This is a genomic window from Chryseobacterium metallicongregator (assembly GCF_031324065.1).
Taxonomy (GTDB): domain Bacteria; phylum Bacteroidota; class Bacteroidia; order Flavobacteriales; family Weeksellaceae; genus Chryseobacterium; species Chryseobacterium metallicongregator.
Window position 1 is genome coordinate 139564 of record NZ_JAVIXS010000006.1, and the last position, 19552, is coordinate 159115.

General features: G+C 35.9%; 15 protein-coding genes and 1 other RNA gene. 9 read left to right on the plus strand and 7 right to left on the minus strand.

Annotated elements, in window-relative coordinates; translation table 11 throughout:
- Window positions 1–79: 79 nt before the first annotated feature.
- On the plus strand, window positions 80–2227 hold the full coding sequence (locus tag REB14_RS09230) for a hypothetical protein (RefSeq protein WP_309522028.1): 2148 nt from the start codon (window positions 80–82) through the stop codon (window positions 2225–2227).
- 161 nt (window positions 2228–2388) lie between these two features.
- Here REB14_RS09230 and REB14_RS09235 read toward each other — a convergent pair whose 3' ends face one another.
- The 3 genes from REB14_RS09235 to REB14_RS09245 are packed head-to-tail and all read right to left on the minus strand — an operon-like array spanning window position 2389 to window position 5228.
- Window positions 2389–4011: an AMP-binding protein gene (locus REB14_RS09235; protein ID WP_309522029.1), complete on the minus strand. Its 1623-nt coding sequence runs from the start codon at window positions 4009–4011 to the stop codon at window positions 2389–2391.
- Between the two features lie 58 nt (window positions 4012–4069).
- The gene (locus REB14_RS09240; RefSeq protein WP_309522030.1) at window positions 4070–4744 is read right to left on the minus strand and encodes a beta-carotene 15,15'-monooxygenase; all 675 of its coding nucleotides are present in this window, start codon (window positions 4742–4744) and stop codon (window positions 4070–4072) included.
- Window positions 4737–5228, minus strand: coding sequence for an RNA polymerase sigma factor (locus tag REB14_RS09245; protein ID WP_062673949.1), 492 nt, complete (start codon window positions 5226–5228; stop codon window positions 4737–4739). The genes REB14_RS09240 and REB14_RS09245 overlap by 8 nt, the downstream gene beginning before the upstream one ends.
- Before the next feature lie 256 nt (window positions 5229–5484).
- On the opposite strand from REB14_RS09245, the gene rnpB reads away from it, so the two are divergent.
- Window positions 5485–5808, plus strand: an RNA gene (rnpB, locus tag REB14_RS09250) — RNase P RNA component class A.
- Window positions 5809–5905: 97 nt separating this feature from the next.
- On the opposite strand, the gene REB14_RS09255 is transcribed toward rnpB, so the two are convergent.
- Together REB14_RS09255 and REB14_RS09260 are read right to left on the minus strand one after the other, a co-directional pair.
- Complete coding sequence (locus REB14_RS09255; protein WP_309522031.1) at window positions 5906–6775, minus strand: polyphosphate kinase 2 family protein; 870 nt, start codon at window positions 6773–6775, stop codon at window positions 5906–5908.
- Between the two features lie 353 nt (window positions 6776–7128).
- Entirely contained in the window at window positions 7129–7593 is a 465-nt protein-coding gene (locus tag REB14_RS09260) for a DUF1573 domain-containing protein (RefSeq protein ID WP_034699021.1), read from the minus strand.
- A 128-nt stretch (window positions 7594–7721) separates the two neighbouring features.
- Here REB14_RS09260 and REB14_RS09265 point away from each other — a divergent pair, with 128 nt between their 5' ends.
- From REB14_RS09265 to REB14_RS09290, 6 genes are all read left to right on the plus strand, one after another.
- Window positions 7722–10337 (plus strand): valine--tRNA ligase, encoded by a 2616-nt coding sequence (locus REB14_RS09265; RefSeq protein ID WP_079242951.1) that lies wholly within the window; start codon window positions 7722–7724, stop codon window positions 10335–10337.
- Window positions 10338–10423: 86 nt separating this feature from the next.
- Window positions 10424–11059 carry a DUF4241 domain-containing protein gene (locus REB14_RS09270; protein WP_079242950.1) on the plus strand — a complete coding sequence of 212 codons (636 nt, stop codon included), beginning with the start codon at window positions 10424–10426 and terminating at the stop codon, window positions 11057–11059.
- Between the two features lie 67 nt (window positions 11060–11126).
- Window positions 11127–12017, plus strand: a complete 891-nt coding sequence (locus tag REB14_RS09275; RefSeq protein WP_034699029.1) for a ribokinase — start codon at window positions 11127–11129, stop codon at window positions 12015–12017.
- Window positions 12018–12109: 92 nt separating this feature from the next.
- Complete coding sequence (locus tag REB14_RS09280) at window positions 12110–12955, plus strand: alpha/beta hydrolase family protein (RefSeq protein WP_079242949.1); 846 nt, start codon at window positions 12110–12112, stop codon at window positions 12953–12955.
- Window positions 12952–13596: an HD domain-containing protein gene (locus REB14_RS09285; protein ID WP_079242948.1), complete on the plus strand. Its 645-nt coding sequence runs from the start codon at window positions 12952–12954 to the stop codon at window positions 13594–13596. The genes REB14_RS09280 and REB14_RS09285 overlap by 4 nt, the downstream gene beginning before the upstream one ends.
- 224 nt (window positions 13597–13820) lie before the next feature.
- Window positions 13821–14414: a hypothetical protein gene (locus REB14_RS09290; RefSeq protein ID WP_079242947.1), complete on the plus strand. Its 594-nt coding sequence runs from the start codon at window positions 13821–13823 to the stop codon at window positions 14412–14414.
- 44 nt (window positions 14415–14458) lie between these two features.
- Here the strand turns inward: REB14_RS09290 and REB14_RS09295 are convergent, their stop codons facing one another.
- Both REB14_RS09295 and REB14_RS09300 read right to left on the minus strand, forming a co-directional pair.
- Window positions 14459–14689 (minus strand): hypothetical protein, encoded by a 231-nt coding sequence (locus REB14_RS09295; protein WP_079242946.1) that lies wholly within the window; start codon window positions 14687–14689, stop codon window positions 14459–14461.
- Window positions 14690–14830: 141 nt separating this feature from the next.
- Window positions 14831–15721: a DUF72 domain-containing protein gene (locus REB14_RS09300; RefSeq protein ID WP_309522032.1), complete on the minus strand. Its 891-nt coding sequence runs from the start codon at window positions 15719–15721 to the stop codon at window positions 14831–14833.
- A gap of 318 nt (window positions 15722–16039) precedes the next feature.
- On the opposite strand from REB14_RS09300, the gene REB14_RS09305 reads away from it, so the two are divergent.
- Window positions 16040–19225 (plus strand): TonB-dependent receptor, encoded by a 3186-nt coding sequence (locus REB14_RS09305; RefSeq protein WP_309522033.1) that lies wholly within the window; start codon window positions 16040–16042, stop codon window positions 19223–19225.
- Window positions 19226–19552 lie beyond the last annotated feature (327 nt).

The following is a 19552-nucleotide window of genomic DNA, read 5'->3' on the forward strand; positions in this document are numbered from 1 at the left end:
CCGTATTTCTACTGAATAAAATCCAATCGTTTATTCCGACATTTGATTAATTTCTAACTGAACAATTAATCATTTGCTTATGTCCACAAAAACCGTTCAATTTAGTGTTGAGGTGAAGAATATAACCATCACTTCAGGGAGTTTCCAAGTTTTTGGAATTGCTGAAAATTTCATTGGCGCTGTTAATAACAAAACGTCATTTGAAGGCAACACTTTCAGTGTTGAAATTAAGAATGCAGAATCTGAATATTATGCTGTAACCGTTTGGATACATGAATATATAATTGATAATACTGTATACAAAATTGACGGTGAACCTTTAAGTTTATTAGCAACATTTTATCTTCCTGATATCCTTTTTCCAGTCATTGTGAATCCTGAATCCTCTATTGCTTCAATCTATACATTTGCACGTATGACAAAAGTAGATGACGATGGAGCAGTACACATTTCAGGAACTGAGAGAAATGTGAAAATCTCTTATGGAATGAAGAAGAATCTGTATAAAACAGAAGGAGCCATCGGAGATATGATCAGTACTTCGCCAAACGGTTTTGAAACGAACAGTTATCCAATGTTCAACTCTTTATGTAATTTATACTATTATTCTATAACAAATCCAATCATCAGTACAGGAAAGCCTTTTTACAGACAATTTTTGGATTATGCGTGGCATGAACCTTCTGAATCAAACAAAAATTTCCTTCAGGCAATAAGAAATCTACTGCATGATCCCTGTAATAATGCAGGTAATATTTATCAGATGCTTTTTGGATTGGAAGAAATCTACTCTGATTCATTAGTCTCAATGAAAAATATGACCGAGGATCAAAAGATTCCTAATAACTGGACTCTTACATTAAAAAGTAATTCATCAGGAGCTAAGAACTTTATTCCGAGTGGTGCAGCCTTTGTTGTTTTTGATGCAGATGATAACGCATGGATTGCTAATAACTTTCGGGCGGGTTCTCCGGATTCCGGAACTCATTGCCCTGTTTACAAATATGATGCTACGCCTGCCGATTTTTCTCCGGTTCAGGGTGGCGGATTACTTGGAGTAGCTTTTGGAGCTGCCGTTAGCCCTGATAAAAAATATATTTCTTTCGGAAACTTCGGATGGGGCTCAGAATATAATAATCCACAAGAGGGAAGTATTTCTCGTTTTTATTATAAAGACGGAAAGCCCGTAAGTCCTTCCAATGGCTTTACATTAGGACTTTCCCGTGTCCAGGGAATGGAATATGATAATCAGGGGAACCTTTGGATGGCTTCAGTAGGTTGTCAGGAACCTTTTGCGCCTGCCAAGCCAGGAGTTTATCCTTTTGAAAACGAACCAAGTGCTGTAGTGGTTTATTTAAAACCAGAGGATAACGACTTTGAGAAAGGTCCCACTGCAGCCCTCACCCTTATCTGTACTGAATTTCCTGTAAAAAAATCTCCAGGCTTACCTCCGTTACCAACCCGAACCCCTTATTTGAAAATATTTGATGTAACTCCTGATCACAAAGGAAGTGCTTATGTTTCTTGTATTGGAAATTATGATAAAGATTTTCCTGAAAACTGTGCCTTTTCAGCGGTTTATAAAGTTACAATTGAGGAAGATCAATTGGTGGTTACCCATAGCTGGTTTAGCAATTATTCTGAAAGTGCCAATAAACAGGAAGGGTATGAATCACTTCGTCAGATTGCAATAAATGGAGATGGAAATGTTGTTGTGGTAGGAGTAAGCAGCAGCCGTGCTACAGTTCTTAGTCAAGATCTTTCAACCATTATGGGATATTATGATGTCAATACTTATGCTCCATGGGGAGTTAAAATAGATAAAAATCAGACAGTTTTTCTAGCCAATTTTGGTCATGAAACGGATTTTAAGAATAATTCTGGGCTGGATATGCAGGGACCTTTTGGAGTAACGATGCTTCGTGATCCCTCAAAGCCGGAAACAGCAATGCTGCTTACTCTTCCTACAGGAGGTTCTGAGGTTACTTTAGCGAACGGATATCCTTTATATGGTACTCAGCATCAACCAAAATTGCACGAGTCAAAACACGAAGAGTTACGAATGCAATGTTATCAGCCTATTATGAGACTTACTTCAACGAATATTGACGGCGCAGGAAATCTTTGGTGTATGAACAACTGGAAACCGTCAGCTCTGGTAGATGTTTTTGATAATCCCGGTGGTGATGGAGTTGTAATTTTCCTCGGAATTGCAGAACCTGAATAAGTATGTCTGAATTATTTTGAACTATAAAATGTTCAGGGTTTTCTGGTAATTAAAGATAAGCAGTTATTCAAAAGTAAATTCATATCAAAAAACCTGTTTAAAGATTAAACAGGTTTTTTGATAATGGATGTTAATCTATTTATCGTTTTATTTGTGTTGAGTTAATCTTTAAAGCTACCTAATTCAAGTTCTTTCATTGAAATCTCCCGCATTTCCACCTTTCTTATTTTTCCGGAAATGGTCATTGGAAATTCATCTACAAATTTCCAGTATTTCGGAACTTTATAATGGGCAATTCTTCCTTTGCAGTATTCTTGTAGCTCTTCAGCAGTAATAGTAAATCCTTTTCTCACTTTTACCCACGCCATTACTTCTTCCCCGAATTTTTCACTGGGAACCCCAATAATCTGGACATCAAGAATGTTGGTATACGTATATAAAAAGTCTTCAATTTCCTTAGGGGAAATATTTTCTCCACCACGGATAATCAGGTCTTTTATCCTTCCTGAAATGGTAATATAGCCATCTTTATCCATTACTGCCATATCTCCGGTATGCATCCAGCGGGCATCATCCAGTACTTTCTTCGTGTTTTCAGGATCATTCCAGTATTTAAGCATCACAGAATATCCTCTGGTGCAAAGTTCCCCATGCTCCCCACGTTTTAAAGTTCTGCCGCTTTCATCAATGATTTTTATTTCAAGGTGATCCTGAACAGTTCCTACGGTACCAACCTGTTTCTCCAGCGGTGTTCCTATTAAAGTCTGAGTAGATACAGGTGAAGTTTCTGTCATTCCGTAGCAGATACTCATTTCTTTAATATTCATCAGGCTTTCTACTTTCTTCATGATTTCAGGAGGACATACAGAGCCTGCCATAACGCCGGTTCTTAGGCTTGAAAAATCATAGGTGTCAAAATTTTTTACGGCCAGTTCAGCAATAAACATGGTGGGTACTCCATACAAAGAAGTACATTTTTCGTCTGAAACAGCTTTTAAAGTAATCTCCGGATCAAAACTGTCATTCGGGATTACCATACAGGCTCCGTGAGCTGTGCAGCACATATTTCCGATGACCATCCCAAAGCAGTGGTAAAAAGGTACAGGAATGCAGACGCGGTCTTTCTCAGTATATTTTAGTCTGATACCAATAAAATAACCATTATTGAGAATATTATGATGGGAAAGGGTAACTCCTTTCGGAAAACCGGTCGTTCCGGAAGTATATTGAATATTAACCGGATCGTCAAACTGTACATGTTCTTCAAAACTATGAAGCACTTCATCTGAAATTTCCTGTCCGTTATTCACAAATTCTTCCCAGTTTTCATCAAAGAATATTTCGTGATCAAGGGTTGGACATACTTCTTTTGCATATTCAACCATTTCTTTATAATTACTGGTCTTAAAGCTTAAAGAAGAAAAAATAAAGCGAACTTCCGATTGATTGAGTACATAGGTCAGTTCGTGAGTTCTATAGGCCGGATTGATATTCACTAAAATAGTTCCTATTCTTGCAGTCGCATATTGCAAAAGTACCCATTCATAGCGGTTGGAAGACCAGATTCCGATTCTGTCGCCTGCTTTTGCTCCTAAAAATAGTAAAGCTTTTGAGACAGCTGTTGTCTGATTGTAAAATTCCTGATAAGTAGCTCTGTAATTCTGATGAACACAGACTAATGCTTCTTGATGGGGATATTTTTCGACAGTACTTTTAAGATTGGCTCCGATGGTCTGGCCTAATAATGGCACCTCAGAAGTTCCATACACATAAGATAAGGGCATAGTTTAAGATTTGGTGGAATAAAATTAACAATTATATCCCGAACTATGCCTATGTAGATTAATTTTCCTGAGAATCTATTTCTTTAAGCTGCTTCAGATTTTTATCAAGCTTTCTGATAATAGTACCATATACAAGCCTGTAGTAAAACCAGATCATAGAAATCGCAAGCAATGTACTTACGACAATCCCCACGATAATAATAGTAAGATTGGAACCACTTGGCTGTATATTCTGAGAATCTAATATATAAAAGATAAAAGCCACCAATACAAAAGTGAATATTAACAATAATACAATGCTGATGAGAATGAACGCATTGACTGTTGTTTTGAATTTAATGATTCTGGTGATAAGACCCTTCAGATTTTCCTCAATCTTGATTCTTCGGTAATTCTGGTAGAATTTCAGTACAAAATATGCTGTTATCAATAAACTTAAGACCTTTATCGCTAAATAAGCATGCCCGAAGTTGTTTTCTACTTCAGGAGCTTCCTGAGCACCTAATCTTTCCAACATTTTACGGAAACTGTCTGATTCCTCTTCCGGGAAAAAGTAAAATAGTCCTAATACTGAAAAGAAAAGAAATTCTACGACACTGATCCAGAAAATATATTTCACATAGTTACGCGACTTTCTGTTCAACATCTGAAGAATCTCAGTGTTGTCATATTTATGCTGTACAGGTTGTTCCTGCCATGTTTTCTTAAAGCTATCTAAATCAAATTCAGGCATATTTTTCCATCTGTTCTTTAAGGGTTTTCTTTAATCTGTTCATTTTCACGCGTGCATTGACTTCAGTGATTCCGAGGTTTTCTGCGATGTCCTTGTAAGGCAGATCGTCAAGATACATCATGACAATGGCTCTTTCTACATTAGGAAGAGTCTTGATTACAGTATACAAAAGTGATACCTGCTGCTGTTTTTCATCGTCATCTTCCACAAAATCCTTGTGGTTGATGTCCAATTCATTCGTAGGAAGGCTTTTGCTTTTTTTTCTAAAGAGGGTAATGGCTGTATTGAGCGCTACACGGTACATCCATGTGGAAATTTTAGAGTTTCCTTTGAAAGAATCATAACTTCTCCAGAGCTGTAACACGATTTCCTGGAAAAGATCCTCTTCATCTTCCAGAGAATTGGTATACAAACGCGATACTTTAATAATCAGTCCCTGATTATCTTTGATAAGCTGCGCAAATTCTTTTTCTCTGGAATCCATAGATATATAATGGCACGAAGATAATAATAAAGTAGTAATTGGTGAAAATTATAATTAAAAATCGTAAAACGGTAAAAAAAAAGAAAATCGAAGAAGACCTAAAGATCCAGAGTAATATTTGAATAATACTCTATATTTTCATCAAAAAGCAAAGGAAAGATATTTTTCAATCAATATTATTTACATTGGGCTAAAAACTCTTGAGTCCTTTTACTCTTTACCTTTTTACCACAAAATTTGTGTACCTTTGCCTCCGCGAGAAAATCGGCTTGTTGATTCTTGTTTCGGCAAGGGTAGGAAAGTCCGGACACCATAGAGCAGCAAAGCGGATAACATCCGTCACCCGTGAGGGTAGGACAAGTGCAACAGAAAGCAAGTACAGTTCGGCTGTAGTGAAACCAGGTAAACTCTTTGCGGTGCAATGGTAAGTATATCGGTTCTTTTCAGCAATGGAAATAGGGGCGGCTCGTCCTGAAAACCGAGGGGTAATCAGCTCAAGTATTGCAGTAATGTAATGCGTAGATAAATAACAGGCACTTCTTCGGAAGTACAAAATCCGGCTTATAGATTTTCTCGTGATTTTTTTTAAAAAGCTGGAAGTTAGAGGCTGGAAGAGTGAAGTTTTTAACGTAATAATTTTAAACCTCCATCTTCAAGCCTCTAAATTTCAACCCAATTTATTCACTTTCCAACTGTTTTTTAGATTCCTGTAATTCCTGTCTGTCTTTATCAGAAAGAGTAGGATATTTAGGATTCATTTTCTCCAGAGTATCAATAATGATCTGAATGGCCGCTACTCTTGCAAACCACTTACTGTCTGCAGGAAGTACATACCATGGAGCATCATCTTTTGAGGTTTCATTGATGGCTGTTTCATAGGCTTCCATATACTGGTCGAATAATGCTCTTTCCGGAAGATCACCTGCAGAGAATTTCCAGTTTTTTTCCTGTTCGTCAATTCTGTCCAGAAGTCTTTTTTTCTGTTCATCCTTAGAAACATGCAAAAAGATTTTAACAACTGTAGTTCCGTTTTGTGAAAGGTGTTTTTCAAAGTTACGGATACTTTCATACCTGTTTTCCCAGAATTTAGCATCAAAATCTTTTACGGAAGACCATGTTTTTTCGCTCAAATTATATTCAGGGTGCACCTTACAAACGAGAACACTTTCATAGTGAGAACGGTTGAAAATTCCGATCATGCCTTTCTGTGGTAGTGCCAGATAATGTCTCCATAAAAAGTCATGAGAATATTCTTTGGAGCTTGGTGTTTTAAAACTGGTCACATTACATCCCTGAGGATTCACTCCCCCGAAAACATGCTCTATCATACTGTCTTTTCCTGCCGCATCCATAGCCTGTAATACAACAAGCAAAGACTGGCTTCCGTCAGCATATAATTTTTCCTGTAACTCACGAAGTTTTTCTTTCTCCTGAATCAGCATTTGCTCTCCTTCTTCTTTCGCGAGCTTTCCTTTATAAGACGTTGATGTTTTTTTTATCGAAAATTTTTCACTTACCTTAAAGTTATCTGAGAAATCGGTGTCCATATATTTTTAAGATTAAAAGATTAAAAGATTAAAAGATTAAAAGATTAAAAGATTAAAAGATTAAAAGATTAAAAGATTAAAAGATTAAAAGATTAAAAGATTAAAAGATTAAAAGATTAAAAGATTAAAAGATTAAAAGATTAAGTTATTAAAATTCAATAGGGGTGGGCTTTAGCCCAGCCATGTTAAAGATAAATAAATCCGAAGGCTTCGCCAAAACCTAAATAATATATTTGATAAACGTCAATACATTTGCTGCCATCTATTACCTATCATCTGCCACCTAATCAAACATAAATGTAATAAAAAAACCGCCTCATTGGAGACGGTTCTTTTATTTTTTTGAGTAGAGATTACTTCGCAGCAGCCTTTTTTGCAAGTTTTGCAGCTTTTTTCTCAGCTTTAGCAGCTTCTTTCTGTTCAGCAGGAGTCAATACTTTTGGCTCAGGAGCATTAGCATCTACGTTACCTTTGATGTAGATTACACTTCTGCTATTTGCAGGGTCATTAGAGAAAACCTCAATCATTTTGTTGAAAGGGCCAGGGATCGCTGTGTTGTATCCAACTTTGATCTTAGCAGACTTTCCAGGCATGATAGGATCTTGACTGAATTCAGGAGTCGTACATCCACAAGAAGGTTTTACATTTGAAAGAATCAAAGGCTTATCACCTGAGTTCGTTACAGTAAAGAATCTTGTACCATCAGCACTAGGCTTAATAGTTCCGTAATCGAAAGTCGTTTTATCAAATGTAATAGTTTGTGCAGATGCAAGAGCAAATGTCCCGAATAGTGCAATTCCTGCAATTAATTTTTTCATATTCTTGAATGTTAATACGTTTGTTAGATAAATTTTGTGAAACAAAGTTAAAAATTATTTTAATTCATGCTTAAAAATTTTTTTCTTTAGACTATTTTTGCAAATTGCAAGCCAAAGAAATAGAATTTATGCAGATTTCAGAAAAGTACAATCCACAGGAAACAGAACAAAAATGGTACAATTACTGGTTGGAAAACAAATTTTTCCACTCAGAACCTAATGACAAACCACCATATACCATAGTTATTCCTCCACCAAATGTGACGGGGATACTACACATGGGGCATATGCTGAACAATACCATTCAAGATGTTCTGGTCCGTCGTGCAAGAATGCGCGGATTTAATGCTTGTTGGATTCCGGGAACAGATCACGCTTCAATTGCTACTGAAGCTAAAGTTGTTGCTAAACTGAAGTCTGAAGGAGTCAATAAGTCAGATATTACGCGTGAGGAATTTTTAACTCATGCATGGGACTGGACCAATAAGTATGGCGGGACTATCCTAGAACAGCTGAAAAAACTGGGATGTTCATGTGATTGGGACAGAACCCGTTTCACCATGGAAGATAAACTTTCTCAACAGGTTATCAAAAGTTTCGTAGACCTATATAATAAAGGGCTGATCTACAGAGGCTATAGAATGGTCAACTGGGATCCGGAAGCAAAGACTAATATTTCTGACGAAGAAGTAATCTTTAAAGAACAAAACGGAAAATTATATTTTCTTAAATATAAAATTGAAGGTTCAGAAGAGTTCCTTTCAGTAGCCACTACACGTCCTGAAACCATTTTTGGGGATACAGCAGTATGTATCAATCCGAATGACGAAAGATATGCTCACCTGAAAGGTAAAAATGTAATCGTACCGATTGTAAACAGAGTGATCCCGATTATTGAGGATGAATATGTGGATATAGAATTCGGAACAGGAGCATTGAAAATTACTCCTGCTCACGATATCAATGACTATGAAATAGGACAGAAACATCAGTTAAAGATGATTGATGCTTTGGATGATGACGGAAATCTTAACGAACATGGTTTACATTATGCCGGAAAGAACAGATTTGATGTAAGAAAGCAGATCGCTAAAGAACTTGAAGAAAAAGATCTTTTGCTGAAAGCAGAAGATTATGTAAATAAAGTAGGAACTTCCGAGAGAACAGGTGCTGTTATTGAGCCTAAAGTTTCAGTACAGTGGTTCCTTAAAATGTCTGAAATTGCTAAGCCCGCTTTGGATGTAGTAATGGATGACGAAGTAAAATTCTATCCTGAGAAGTTTAAAAATACCTACAAACACTGGATGGAGAACATCCGCGACTGGAATATTTCCCGTCAGCTTTGGTGGGGACAGCAGATTCCTGCTTATTACTATGGAGAAGGTGATGAAGATTTTGTAGTTGCAGAAACTAAAGAAACTGCTTTAGAACTGGCAAAACAAAAAACAGGGAATTCAACTCTGACGATAGAAAACCTTAGACAGGATGATGATGCATTGGATACATGGTTCTCATCTTGGTTATGGCCAATGTCTGTATTTGACGGATTGCTTGATCCTGAAAATAAAGATATCAACTATTATTATCCAACATCTGATCTGGTTACAGGTCCGGATATTATTTTCTTCTGGGTAGCCAGAATGATTATGGCCGGATTGGAATACAGAAAAGAAGTTCCATTTAAGAATGTGTATTTTACAGGAATTGTAAGAGATAAGCAGAGAAGAAAGATGTCAAAATCTCTTGGAAACTCTCCGGATCCTCTTGAATTAATGGATAAATATGGAGCAGATGGAGTACGTGTAGGAATTCTATTGAGCTCTGCAGCAGGAAATGACCTTCTTTTTGATGAAGATTTAATGCTTCAGGGAAGAAACTTTATGACGAAGATCTGGAATGCATTCCGTCTGATCAACATGTGGAATCATGAAGATAAGCCTGCTATTGCTACAGACACTCAGGTTATTGAATGGTTTGAAAATAAATTGAATAAAACAATTGCCGAAATTAATGATCAATTCGAGAAATTCAGAATTTCTGATGCATTGCATTTGATCTACAAATTAATTTGGGATGATTTTTGTGGTTGGTATCTTGAGGCGATCAAACCTAATTATGGAGAAGGAATTTCTAAAGAAGTATATCATAAAACGATCTATTTCTTTGAAGAACTGATGAAGCTGCTTCATCCGTTCATGCCATTCCAGTCTGAAGAGATCTGGCAATTGATTTCAGAGAGAGGCATTGATGAAGCGCTTGTTATTGCTCAGCAGAAGGAGGCGGATAGCTTTAATGAAGAAGTCATTAAAAACTTTGAAATTACAGCTGAATTGATTTCGGGAGTTAGAAATTACCGCCAGACAAAGGGAATTTCACCAAGAGAAGCAGTTGAAGTATTTACCAATGCATCTGAATTTGCCAACGAAGCGGTAGTAAGAAAATTAGCTAATGTTTCTGAAATTCATTTTGGACAGAAAACTGATAAGCCTAGCTTTACTTTCCTTGTAGGAGCAACTGAAGTTTCGATTCCTTTAAGTGAAAACTTAGATTTAGGAGAAGAAAAGGCTAAAACTGAAGAAGAAGTGAAATATTTAAAAGGATTCTTAGTTTCAGTAGAAAAGAAGCTTTCCAATGAGAAGTTTGTTGCCAATGCTAAGCCGGAAGTTGTAGAAGGTGAACGTAAGAAGCAAAAAGACGCTCAGGATAAGATTGCGATCCTTGAAGAGAAACTGAAAAGTTTATAAAGTATAGACAATAAATTTTGTCAAAATCTCAGGCTGGATACACATGAATAATTGTATCCAGCCTGATGGTTTAAAGAATAAATACAATGACACATATAGAAAACATACAAAAACTATTCTCGAAAGACTTTGTAGAAAGTCCGTTGCTTGAAAGTTTTGAAGTAGGAAAGATTTATCTTTCAAGCGGGAAACTGGTGGCTTGTGATCCATTGATCACCAACGATATGCTTCCTTTTACTACGGAATTTCCGAAAGGAGATTTCACAGTAATGCTTCACAAAGAAAGAGAAAGTAACTGTGTAGCCTATGCCGAAATTATATTCAATAATTCTGAAATTAAAGAATGGAAAATGGCTACTACAGCAGGGCAGAAAATAAAAGATCTTGAAGAAGGAGAAGTTTTTGGATATCCTGTAGAAAGTGGGATGGGATGTCTGATGGATGTAGATACCCAAAACAGCCTTAATGAACTGGAACAAAGATTATATCAAAATAAAGGAGGTGATTTTATGGGAATCTATGAAGAATTTTTCCATGACTATTTCTTTGATGAAAACGGAGCAATAGATCAATACGCCTTTCTTAAACCGGCAAAAGAACATCCCGGAACTATCTTTGCTTTTGAAACCGGATATGGAGAAGGATTTTATGCCAGTTATATAGCTTACAACAAAGATCAACAGCCAGTGAAAATAATTACTGAATTTATTGAAATAAGTTAATTATAAATTAGTTATTTTTGAGACACAATTTTGTCAGTTATAAATTTTAAAGCTAATACAAAACACAATGAATTTCTCATCAGAACAACCTCGTATTATTGTTGTGGGCAGCTCATCGATAGATTTGGTTCTTGAAACCGAAAAACTTCCTTTGCCTAATGAAACCGTCTTAGCCATCAAATCAGATAGTTATTTTGGAGGTAAAGGTGCTAATCAGTCAGTAGGTACGGCCAGGTTGGGAGCCAGTGTATACTTTATCGGATGCGTTGGGATGGATCCTCTTGGGCAACAGATCATGAGGAATCTGGTAAGCGAAAATGTAAATGTAGGATTTGTTCATGAAACAGATAAAGAAGCTACAGGAACTGCCTATGTAACAACTTCTCACGGAAATGCTGCTATTGTGGTAGTACCGGCAGCCAATAAGCATCTTAGCAAATCGCATATAGACGAAGCCGATAAATATTTTCATACTACAGATCTTGTGCTGGTACAGCTTGAAGTTTCTATGGATGTTGTAGAGCATACCGTTAGAAAAGCTAAGAAATACGGAAAGAAAGTAGGGTTATATGCGTCTCCGGCAATGAGAGTCAACGAAGAAATTTTAGAAATGGTTGACTTTATTGTGGCTAAAAGTAATGAACTGTACGTTATTTTTGGGGAAGAGAAAAGAGAAGAAGTTCTTAAAAAGTACTTCAATAAAGTATTTGTAAGAGATGATACCAACTCCACCATTTATTTTGATGGTACAGAAATGAAATATTACAGAAACGATAAGGACGAAAAAGTATATAAAATGGGGATGGGGGATGCCTTTACGTCAGGATTTGCCATTGCATTGTGCCATGGGAATTCTATCGAAGAATGTGTGAAATTCGGAAATGAAGTTTCCTCAAGAGTTTCAGGAGGCAAAGGATCTCAGACAGGGCTTCCGAGAATTTCAGATTTCTTTTCTTAAAGCTATTTGCAACATATCAAAAGTTTGAAACTTAACATAAACATATAAGTAAAATGTCCACTTTTATAGTGGATTTTTTCTTTTTTTATATTATGGAAAAACTAATACTGACCACCGAAGACCATATTACTCTCGTTGCCCATTTATTTAAGCCGGAAAGAGATAATGGGAAACTATTACTGATCAACTCAGCAACAGGGGTAAAGCAGCAGGTCTATTTTTCTTTTGCCAGCTACTTTTGTGAACAGGGATTTACAGTTATTACCTATGATTACAGAGGAATAGGACTTTCCAAACCGAAAAATATGAGAGGATTTCGTGGCTCTATGAGGCTTTGGGGTTCGAAAGATTATAAAGCGATCACTCAATATATCAAATCAGAATTTAAAGACTATAAAAAGTACTGTTTGGGCCATTCAGTAGGCGCACTCATTCTCGGAATGAATGAAGATTCCAACATCTTTGAAGAATTTGTTTTTGTAGGAACACAAAATGCCTTTGTAGGAAACCTTAAAGGGAGAACAAAAGTTGAAGCATATTTAGGCTTTGGAATTGCCCAGCCATTAACAACTTCATTGCTAGGATATTTCCCTGCACATTGGTTTGGATTGGGAGAAAGTCTTCCAAAAAATTGCGCATATGACTGGAGAACCTTAATTTTAAACAGGAAATCAACCAACAAGCTGTTGGAAAAAATTGATGACTTTTCTAAAAATTTGACCCAGAAAGTATTTGTAATCCGGGCTGAAGATGATATATGGCTTACAGAAAAAGGAGTATTAAGTTTATTAAATAATACCTATTCAAATCTTAAACCTACTTACAGGCTCGTAGCTGCTTCAGAATCGGATAAAAATGAAATCGGACATATCAATTTTTTTAGAAGCTACAACAGCAAACTATGGGATATTATTTTAAATGAACTGATAGATAAATGAAAAGTACGATTGACAACACAGTAGCATTTGTAAAAGAAAAATTAGAAGGAGCAGAAGCAGGTCATGACTGGTTCCATATTGAAAGAGTCTGGAAACTGGCTGCTCAGATAGCAGAAACAGAAGATTGTGACAAAGAGGTAGTAGAGTTGTCTGCACTTCTTCACGATATTGCCGATCCTAAATTTCATAACGGAGATGAAACCATTGCTCCCAAAATATCAAGAATCTTTCTTGAAGAACAGAATGTATCTGAAGAAACTATTCAGAAGGTTTTATTTGTGATTGAAAATATTTCGTTCAAAAACAGAGATCAGGCACCAGAAAATCCACCTATTGAACTTCAGATTGTTCAGGATGCCGATCGTATTGATGCGATAGGAGCTATAGGAATTGCCAGAACATTCAACTTTGGAGGCTTTAAAAATAATCTGATGTATCATCCGGATATGAAACCCAAATTAGGAATGTCAAAAGAAGAATATAAAAAATCTAACGGTACAACGATCAATCATTTCTATGAAAAGCTGCTGCTGCTAAAAGATATGATGAACACTGAAAAGGGAAAACAAATGGCAGAAGAAAGACACAATTATATGTTGAATTTCCTTGATCAGTTTTATAAAGAATGGAATGTAGAGTAGAAAAAATAAAATTAGAATGAATTAAATCTGATTCTGCCTGTCAAAAATTAACAATCCGAACAAATATTGTATACGACATTATTTGTTCGGATATTTTTATGAACAGATATACTTGGTTAACTCAAAGGAATATAAAGATAGAAAACCAATTTTTAGGGCTGGTTAAAATTAAAAATTGGCCTCAGATATGGATAAAATAGAGAGAAGAAGTATCTTTGTAAAATATGACACTCATTATTTTTATCATATTTCTGGCTTGTGTCCTTTCGTTGGTCCTGTTTAAGGTTAAATCAGGAAGTATGGCCAAGTGGGCAAAGCTGTTTCGTATTGTAACAGTTGTTTTTTCAATTTCTGTTTTTACGTATTGGTTTATCAAGAAAAGTGCTGTGGCATTTGTGGATAATTCTGTGGGGCTTCAGGTGGTTAATAAACTTCCACAGGCATTGGATTTTTACTTAATCAAAGTAGATAAAACAGATCAAAATACAACCCTTGAGCCTAAACATATCGGAAAAATACGTCCGGAATATTACAGAATAGAATATCTGAAAATGGATAAGTCTGATGAATACTGGATTGTAGGCTATCTTGGAAAGAAAAACTTAGTCTATTTTTCTCAACATTCTGTACCCAATAAAAACATTGATCAGATTGTAGAAGTACAGAATTATATCAATCAAAGTATGAAGCTGTCTGATGCGGCCAAAAAGCAGGTAGATGCCTATAACTATGAGAATACAAAATTAGGAATCTGGATTACGCTGGACTTTCTGCTTCTGTTTCTCAATCTTGTATTGCTGCTTAGAAAAAATAAATAAAAAAGGTAATGAGTATTGGAAACTCATTACCTTTTTAGTTTTTATTAAGGATAATCCAGAATCTGCATAATCTGTTCCTTAAATTCTTCAGGACAGGCTTTGACAAGTTTATCCTTATTTTGTTTACTGATTTCTTTAGGATCAAGCCATTCGCTCTTATTGGAATTTAAACTGTGGCTGTCATATACTCTTTTTATGGTATGATTTTCATAAAAAATATATTCATCACCAAGCCAGTTGGTAGCAATGCTGATTGTACAAATTTCCTTTTCCATAATTTATGTTTTAAAGCATAATGTTTAGTGAAATACATTATACTCTAATATACGATTTTTTTCGTTACGAAAAGGAATGAATCGACTGTAAGAGATTAACTGAATGTAGCTTATTTAATTTTATCTCAGCAATCCTTTGTACTAAAAAAGTGTTCCGGTACTTTCTGTTGCCATTTGCGGAATATGAATATCAGTTTTCCATTCTTCATTCATCTTCTTGATAAAATAAGCAGATAATAAAGGAGAAGCTTTTTCAATATTCTGGTGTACGAAGAAATAAAGATTCTGAAGACCTTCTTTTTTCCATTGGGTAAGGTGTTTCAACCAGTCATCCAGTCTTTCGTAGTCACTTTCAGCATTAGCTCCTACATAGCGAATAAATGCATTAGGAGTAGTAAGGCGCATATGAAGCATATCTCTTCTTCCGGCAGTATCTACAATGATATTGGTGATATTATGGGCTTCAAAAAGATCACAGGTTGTATTCAGAATTTCCTCATCGGTAAACCATTCCGTATTTCGGAGTTCGATTGCTAACGGAACTTCTTTAGGCCATTCTTTTACGAATTTTTCCAGCCTGTCATAATCTTTAGGTTTAAAATTATCGTGAAGCTGAAGAAAAGCCATTCCCAGTTTCTCATCAAAATTGATAATAGCAGAAGCAAAATGAGTCACGGGATCAGTAACATCAATCAGTCTTCTGAAGTGGGAAACAGTATTGGTGATCTTAGGGAAGAATTTAAAATTTTCCGGAGTTTTTTCTTTCCAGGTTTTTACCTGATCTGGAGTGGGCATTCCATAGAAAGTAGCATTCAGCTCGATAGAATTAAACTGAGTGGCATAATAAGTTAACTCATCCTTAGTTCCTTTAGGATAAAATCCTTTAAGGTCCGTTTTGTTCCATTTAGCACATCCTATAGAAATGTTTTCCAGCCCTTTTTTATTAAGAGCCAGCATTTCTTTGGTTCTAGGATGATCTTTGGGTAATGTGAAATCTATTTTTGAAGGATCTTCTACTTGTCCGAATTTCATATCTGTAGTTTTGGTATTAAACAATAAACACAAATATAAACCAAAAAAATCAGAGCATTCTATGGTTTCTACGGAAAATACTTCAACAGAGAATAGTTGTTCATAGTAGAATTTTAAGAAATTGAAACCTTTTGAGATACCTGAAAAATAGAACGTTTTTTAAATGTTGTCTAGAAAATTTTTTAAAATTTTGACCCTCTTTCTATTAAGTTTTTTTTAAGGAAATGTTAAACATTCTGTTACGTAATGTTAATTCTATGTTACCATACTTCGTTTTTACTAGATATAATTTTACACCAAGTTTATAGCGAATAAAATATGAAGAAAAAAATCATCTGTGCTTTTGCTCTGTTATCATTTGGGTTTGCATTTTCACAGGAAACCAGCTCTAAAATTTTTGGAAGATTAAAGGGAATCTCTTCCGAAGTCACAGTAAAGGTAGTACACATTCCTACCAACAGTACCTTTGAAACAAAAAGTAACAGCAAAGGGCAGTTCAGTTTAGATAACCTTCAACCGGGAGGACCTTACAAAATTGAAATTTCTGACGGATCACAGGTGATCTATGAAAACCCGAATCTGCAGCTTTCTTTAGGAAATAATGACCTACCTGTAGTAGAAGTAGGAAGCAAAGAGAAAACAATTGATGAGGTAAAAATTACTTCCAAAAAAACTACAGCAAAATACGGAGTAGGAATCAGCCAGGCTCAGATTTCCGGTCTTCCGAATATCAATCGTGGAATTCAGGATGTAACCAAACTGGTTCCTCAGAGTGCTAACAACTCTTTCAACGGAACCAATTTCCGTTATAATAACGTAACGATTGACGGGTCTATCAATAATGATGCTATTGGTTTCAGTCCTTCATTGGGAGGGCAGACTGGTACTTCAGGAATGCCGGGAAGCAGTACGCGTTCCAATTCAATAAGTCTGGATGCTATTCAGGATGTACAGGTGTATATTGCACCTTACGACGTAAAATTGGGGAATTTCCTTGGAGGAAGTATTAATGCGGTAACCCGTAGTGGGAGTAATGATGTTACCGGATCTATTTACGCATATGGAAGAAATGCAGCCATTACAGGAAGAAACAGAGTAGGAGATAATTCTAAAATGCCGAGTGATTTTGAAGATTTTATCTATGGAGGAAGAGTAGGATTGCCGGTGGTTAGAGATAAGGTGTTTCTGTTTACCAATCTTGAATATACCAAAAGAACGGATCCTGTTTTCTATAACGCCAACGATCCTGGAGCTTTGGTGAATGAACAGGTTGCTCAACAGATTTCAGATTTTGTACGAAATAAATATGGATTCAATGTAGGAAGCTTTAACCAGTACAATAACTTCTCTGAAAGTTCTAAACTTTTCAATAAGTTAGATTGGAAAATTAATGATAAACATACTTTATCCATTAAAAACAATACAGTATTTTCACAGGCATCCAACCTGGAAAGAGATGGAGCTAATTTCAGATTTTCCAGCATGGATTTCATTCAGAAAAATACAGCGTCTACCACTACACTTGAGCTGAAAAGCCGTTTTAATGATCAATGGAGCAACAATTTAGTGGTTGGATATTCTTCTATTCATGATTACAGAGATCCTACTTCTGGTAATGCAATGTTTCCACAAGTGGAAATTGCTTACAACGGAGGAACAATCTTGCTGGGAAATGACAGAGAGGCTACTGTTTTCAATATGAAGCAGAAAACTTTTGAAATCACAGATAATCTTACTTACAAAAAAGGAAATCATACCTTTTTACTGGGAACTCACAATGAGCTCTACAATATTGATTATGGTTTTGTAAATGCTTTGAACGGAAGAATTTCCTATAAAAACTTAACTGATTTTTATAATGGAACACCTGCAAGGATAAGAGGTACTTACCCTTTCAACGGAGACAGCAGAGATACCCTTTTTGATAATCCTTATGCACAATATAAAGTAAATCTGCTTTCTATGTATCTTCAGGATGAAATCAACTGGGGAAGAGTGAGACTTTCACCAGGTGTAAGAGTAGATTATACAGATTTACCAAATAAACCACAATTAAGTCCACTGGTAACCAATTCTCCTCAGGATCCAAATGCTGGAAATACTTACAATTATACTCCATTGAGCCAGCTTACCAACAACTACCTGAATAAGCCAACATTTTCTCCAAGACTTGGATTTACGATTGATCTTACAGAAAACAGATCGATGGTACTACGAGGAGGATCAGGGATTTTTGTAGGAAGAATTCCTTTCGCATGGTTAGGATATGCTTATTATAATGATGGAGTAGGTTTTGGAAGTTATGATTATAATGCACCGACACCAGCACAGCTTGCTGCCAACGGAGATCCACTGAACAGTGCCAATTTCCCGAAATGGCAGAACTCTTCAAAAGTACAGGTAGATCTTATTGATAATAATTTTAAAATGCCAAGAGTGTGGAGAAGTTCATTAGCTTTTGATTATACTTTGGCAGGATATAAATTAACCTTGGAAGGAATCTATACAAAAGTACTTTATGATCTGAAATTCCAGCAGGTGAACAAGACGGATAATGTGACCTATTACAGCTATGATACGAACCATGAAATGCCGGTCTATACCACAAATATCAACAGTAACTTCTCTAACGCTTATCTTTTATCCAATACCAAAGAAGGATATCGTTATAACCTGACAGCACAGCTTTCAAAGTCGTATGATTTCGGATTTAATTTCTTTGTAGCTTATACTTACGGAGATGCTAAAGATATCACCAATGGTATCAGAAACTCTATGGAAAGTAACTGGCAGATGAACCAGTCTCTTACGCCTAATGATCCGAAACTGACCACTTCCAATTTCGCCATCAAAAACAGAGTGGTAGCCAATCTTGGATATGCCTTTAACATTTCTGATATGAACAGGTTATCCACCAATGTATATTTCAATGCTCAGTCCGGAAATCCTTTTTCATGGGGATTTGTAAACAGTACAATTGCCAATACAGGACAGGCCGCTGGACTTGCCTATATCTTTAAAGATGCAACAGAAGCTTCCAAATATATCGTTCCTATAAAAGATGCTGCTGGAAATGTATTGGTAACTGCTCAGCAGCAGATTGCAGACTACGAAAATTTTGTCAACAGCAATGACTATCTGAAATCCAGACGAGGCAAATTCACAGAAAGAAACGGTGATGTTACCCCATGGAATATTCAGGCAGATATCAGAATCATGGATGAGATAAGATTGAGTAAGAAGTCCAAGAATAATATACAGGTCTCATTAAGTATCATCAATTTTACCAATCTGTTGAACAAAGATTGGGGTAAAGTATATTTTGTACCTAATACTTTCAATTCAACAGCAAGTGTAGGATTAACAAAGGTTGGGAATGTAGCTACAGGACAACCCTCTTCGGGAGACCCTACCTATAATTTTAAAACTCCGGGGCTACCTTATACCATTGATCAGTTTGCATCAAGATTTCAGGCTCAGTTGGGAGTTCGATATAATTTTTAATCACGCTTTTACATTTTACTTCATATAATTCTTTTTCAAAGGTTCGGATTTTCTTTCCGGACCTTTTTTTATAAATGATGAATGATGAATGATGAATGATGAATGATGAATGATGAATGATGAATGATGAATGATGAATTTTACCAATAAAAGGCATACATTTTTATGCTTACTAAATCATTTTAAATACACGCAATCATCTGTGAAAATCTGCGTAATCTGTGGGAAATGCTCAAAGTAATTATATACAAACTGTAATTATTCAATAGGAACGGGCTTCAGCCTGTTTAAAAAATAAAGACCAATTCCGACGGCTTTAGCCAAAAC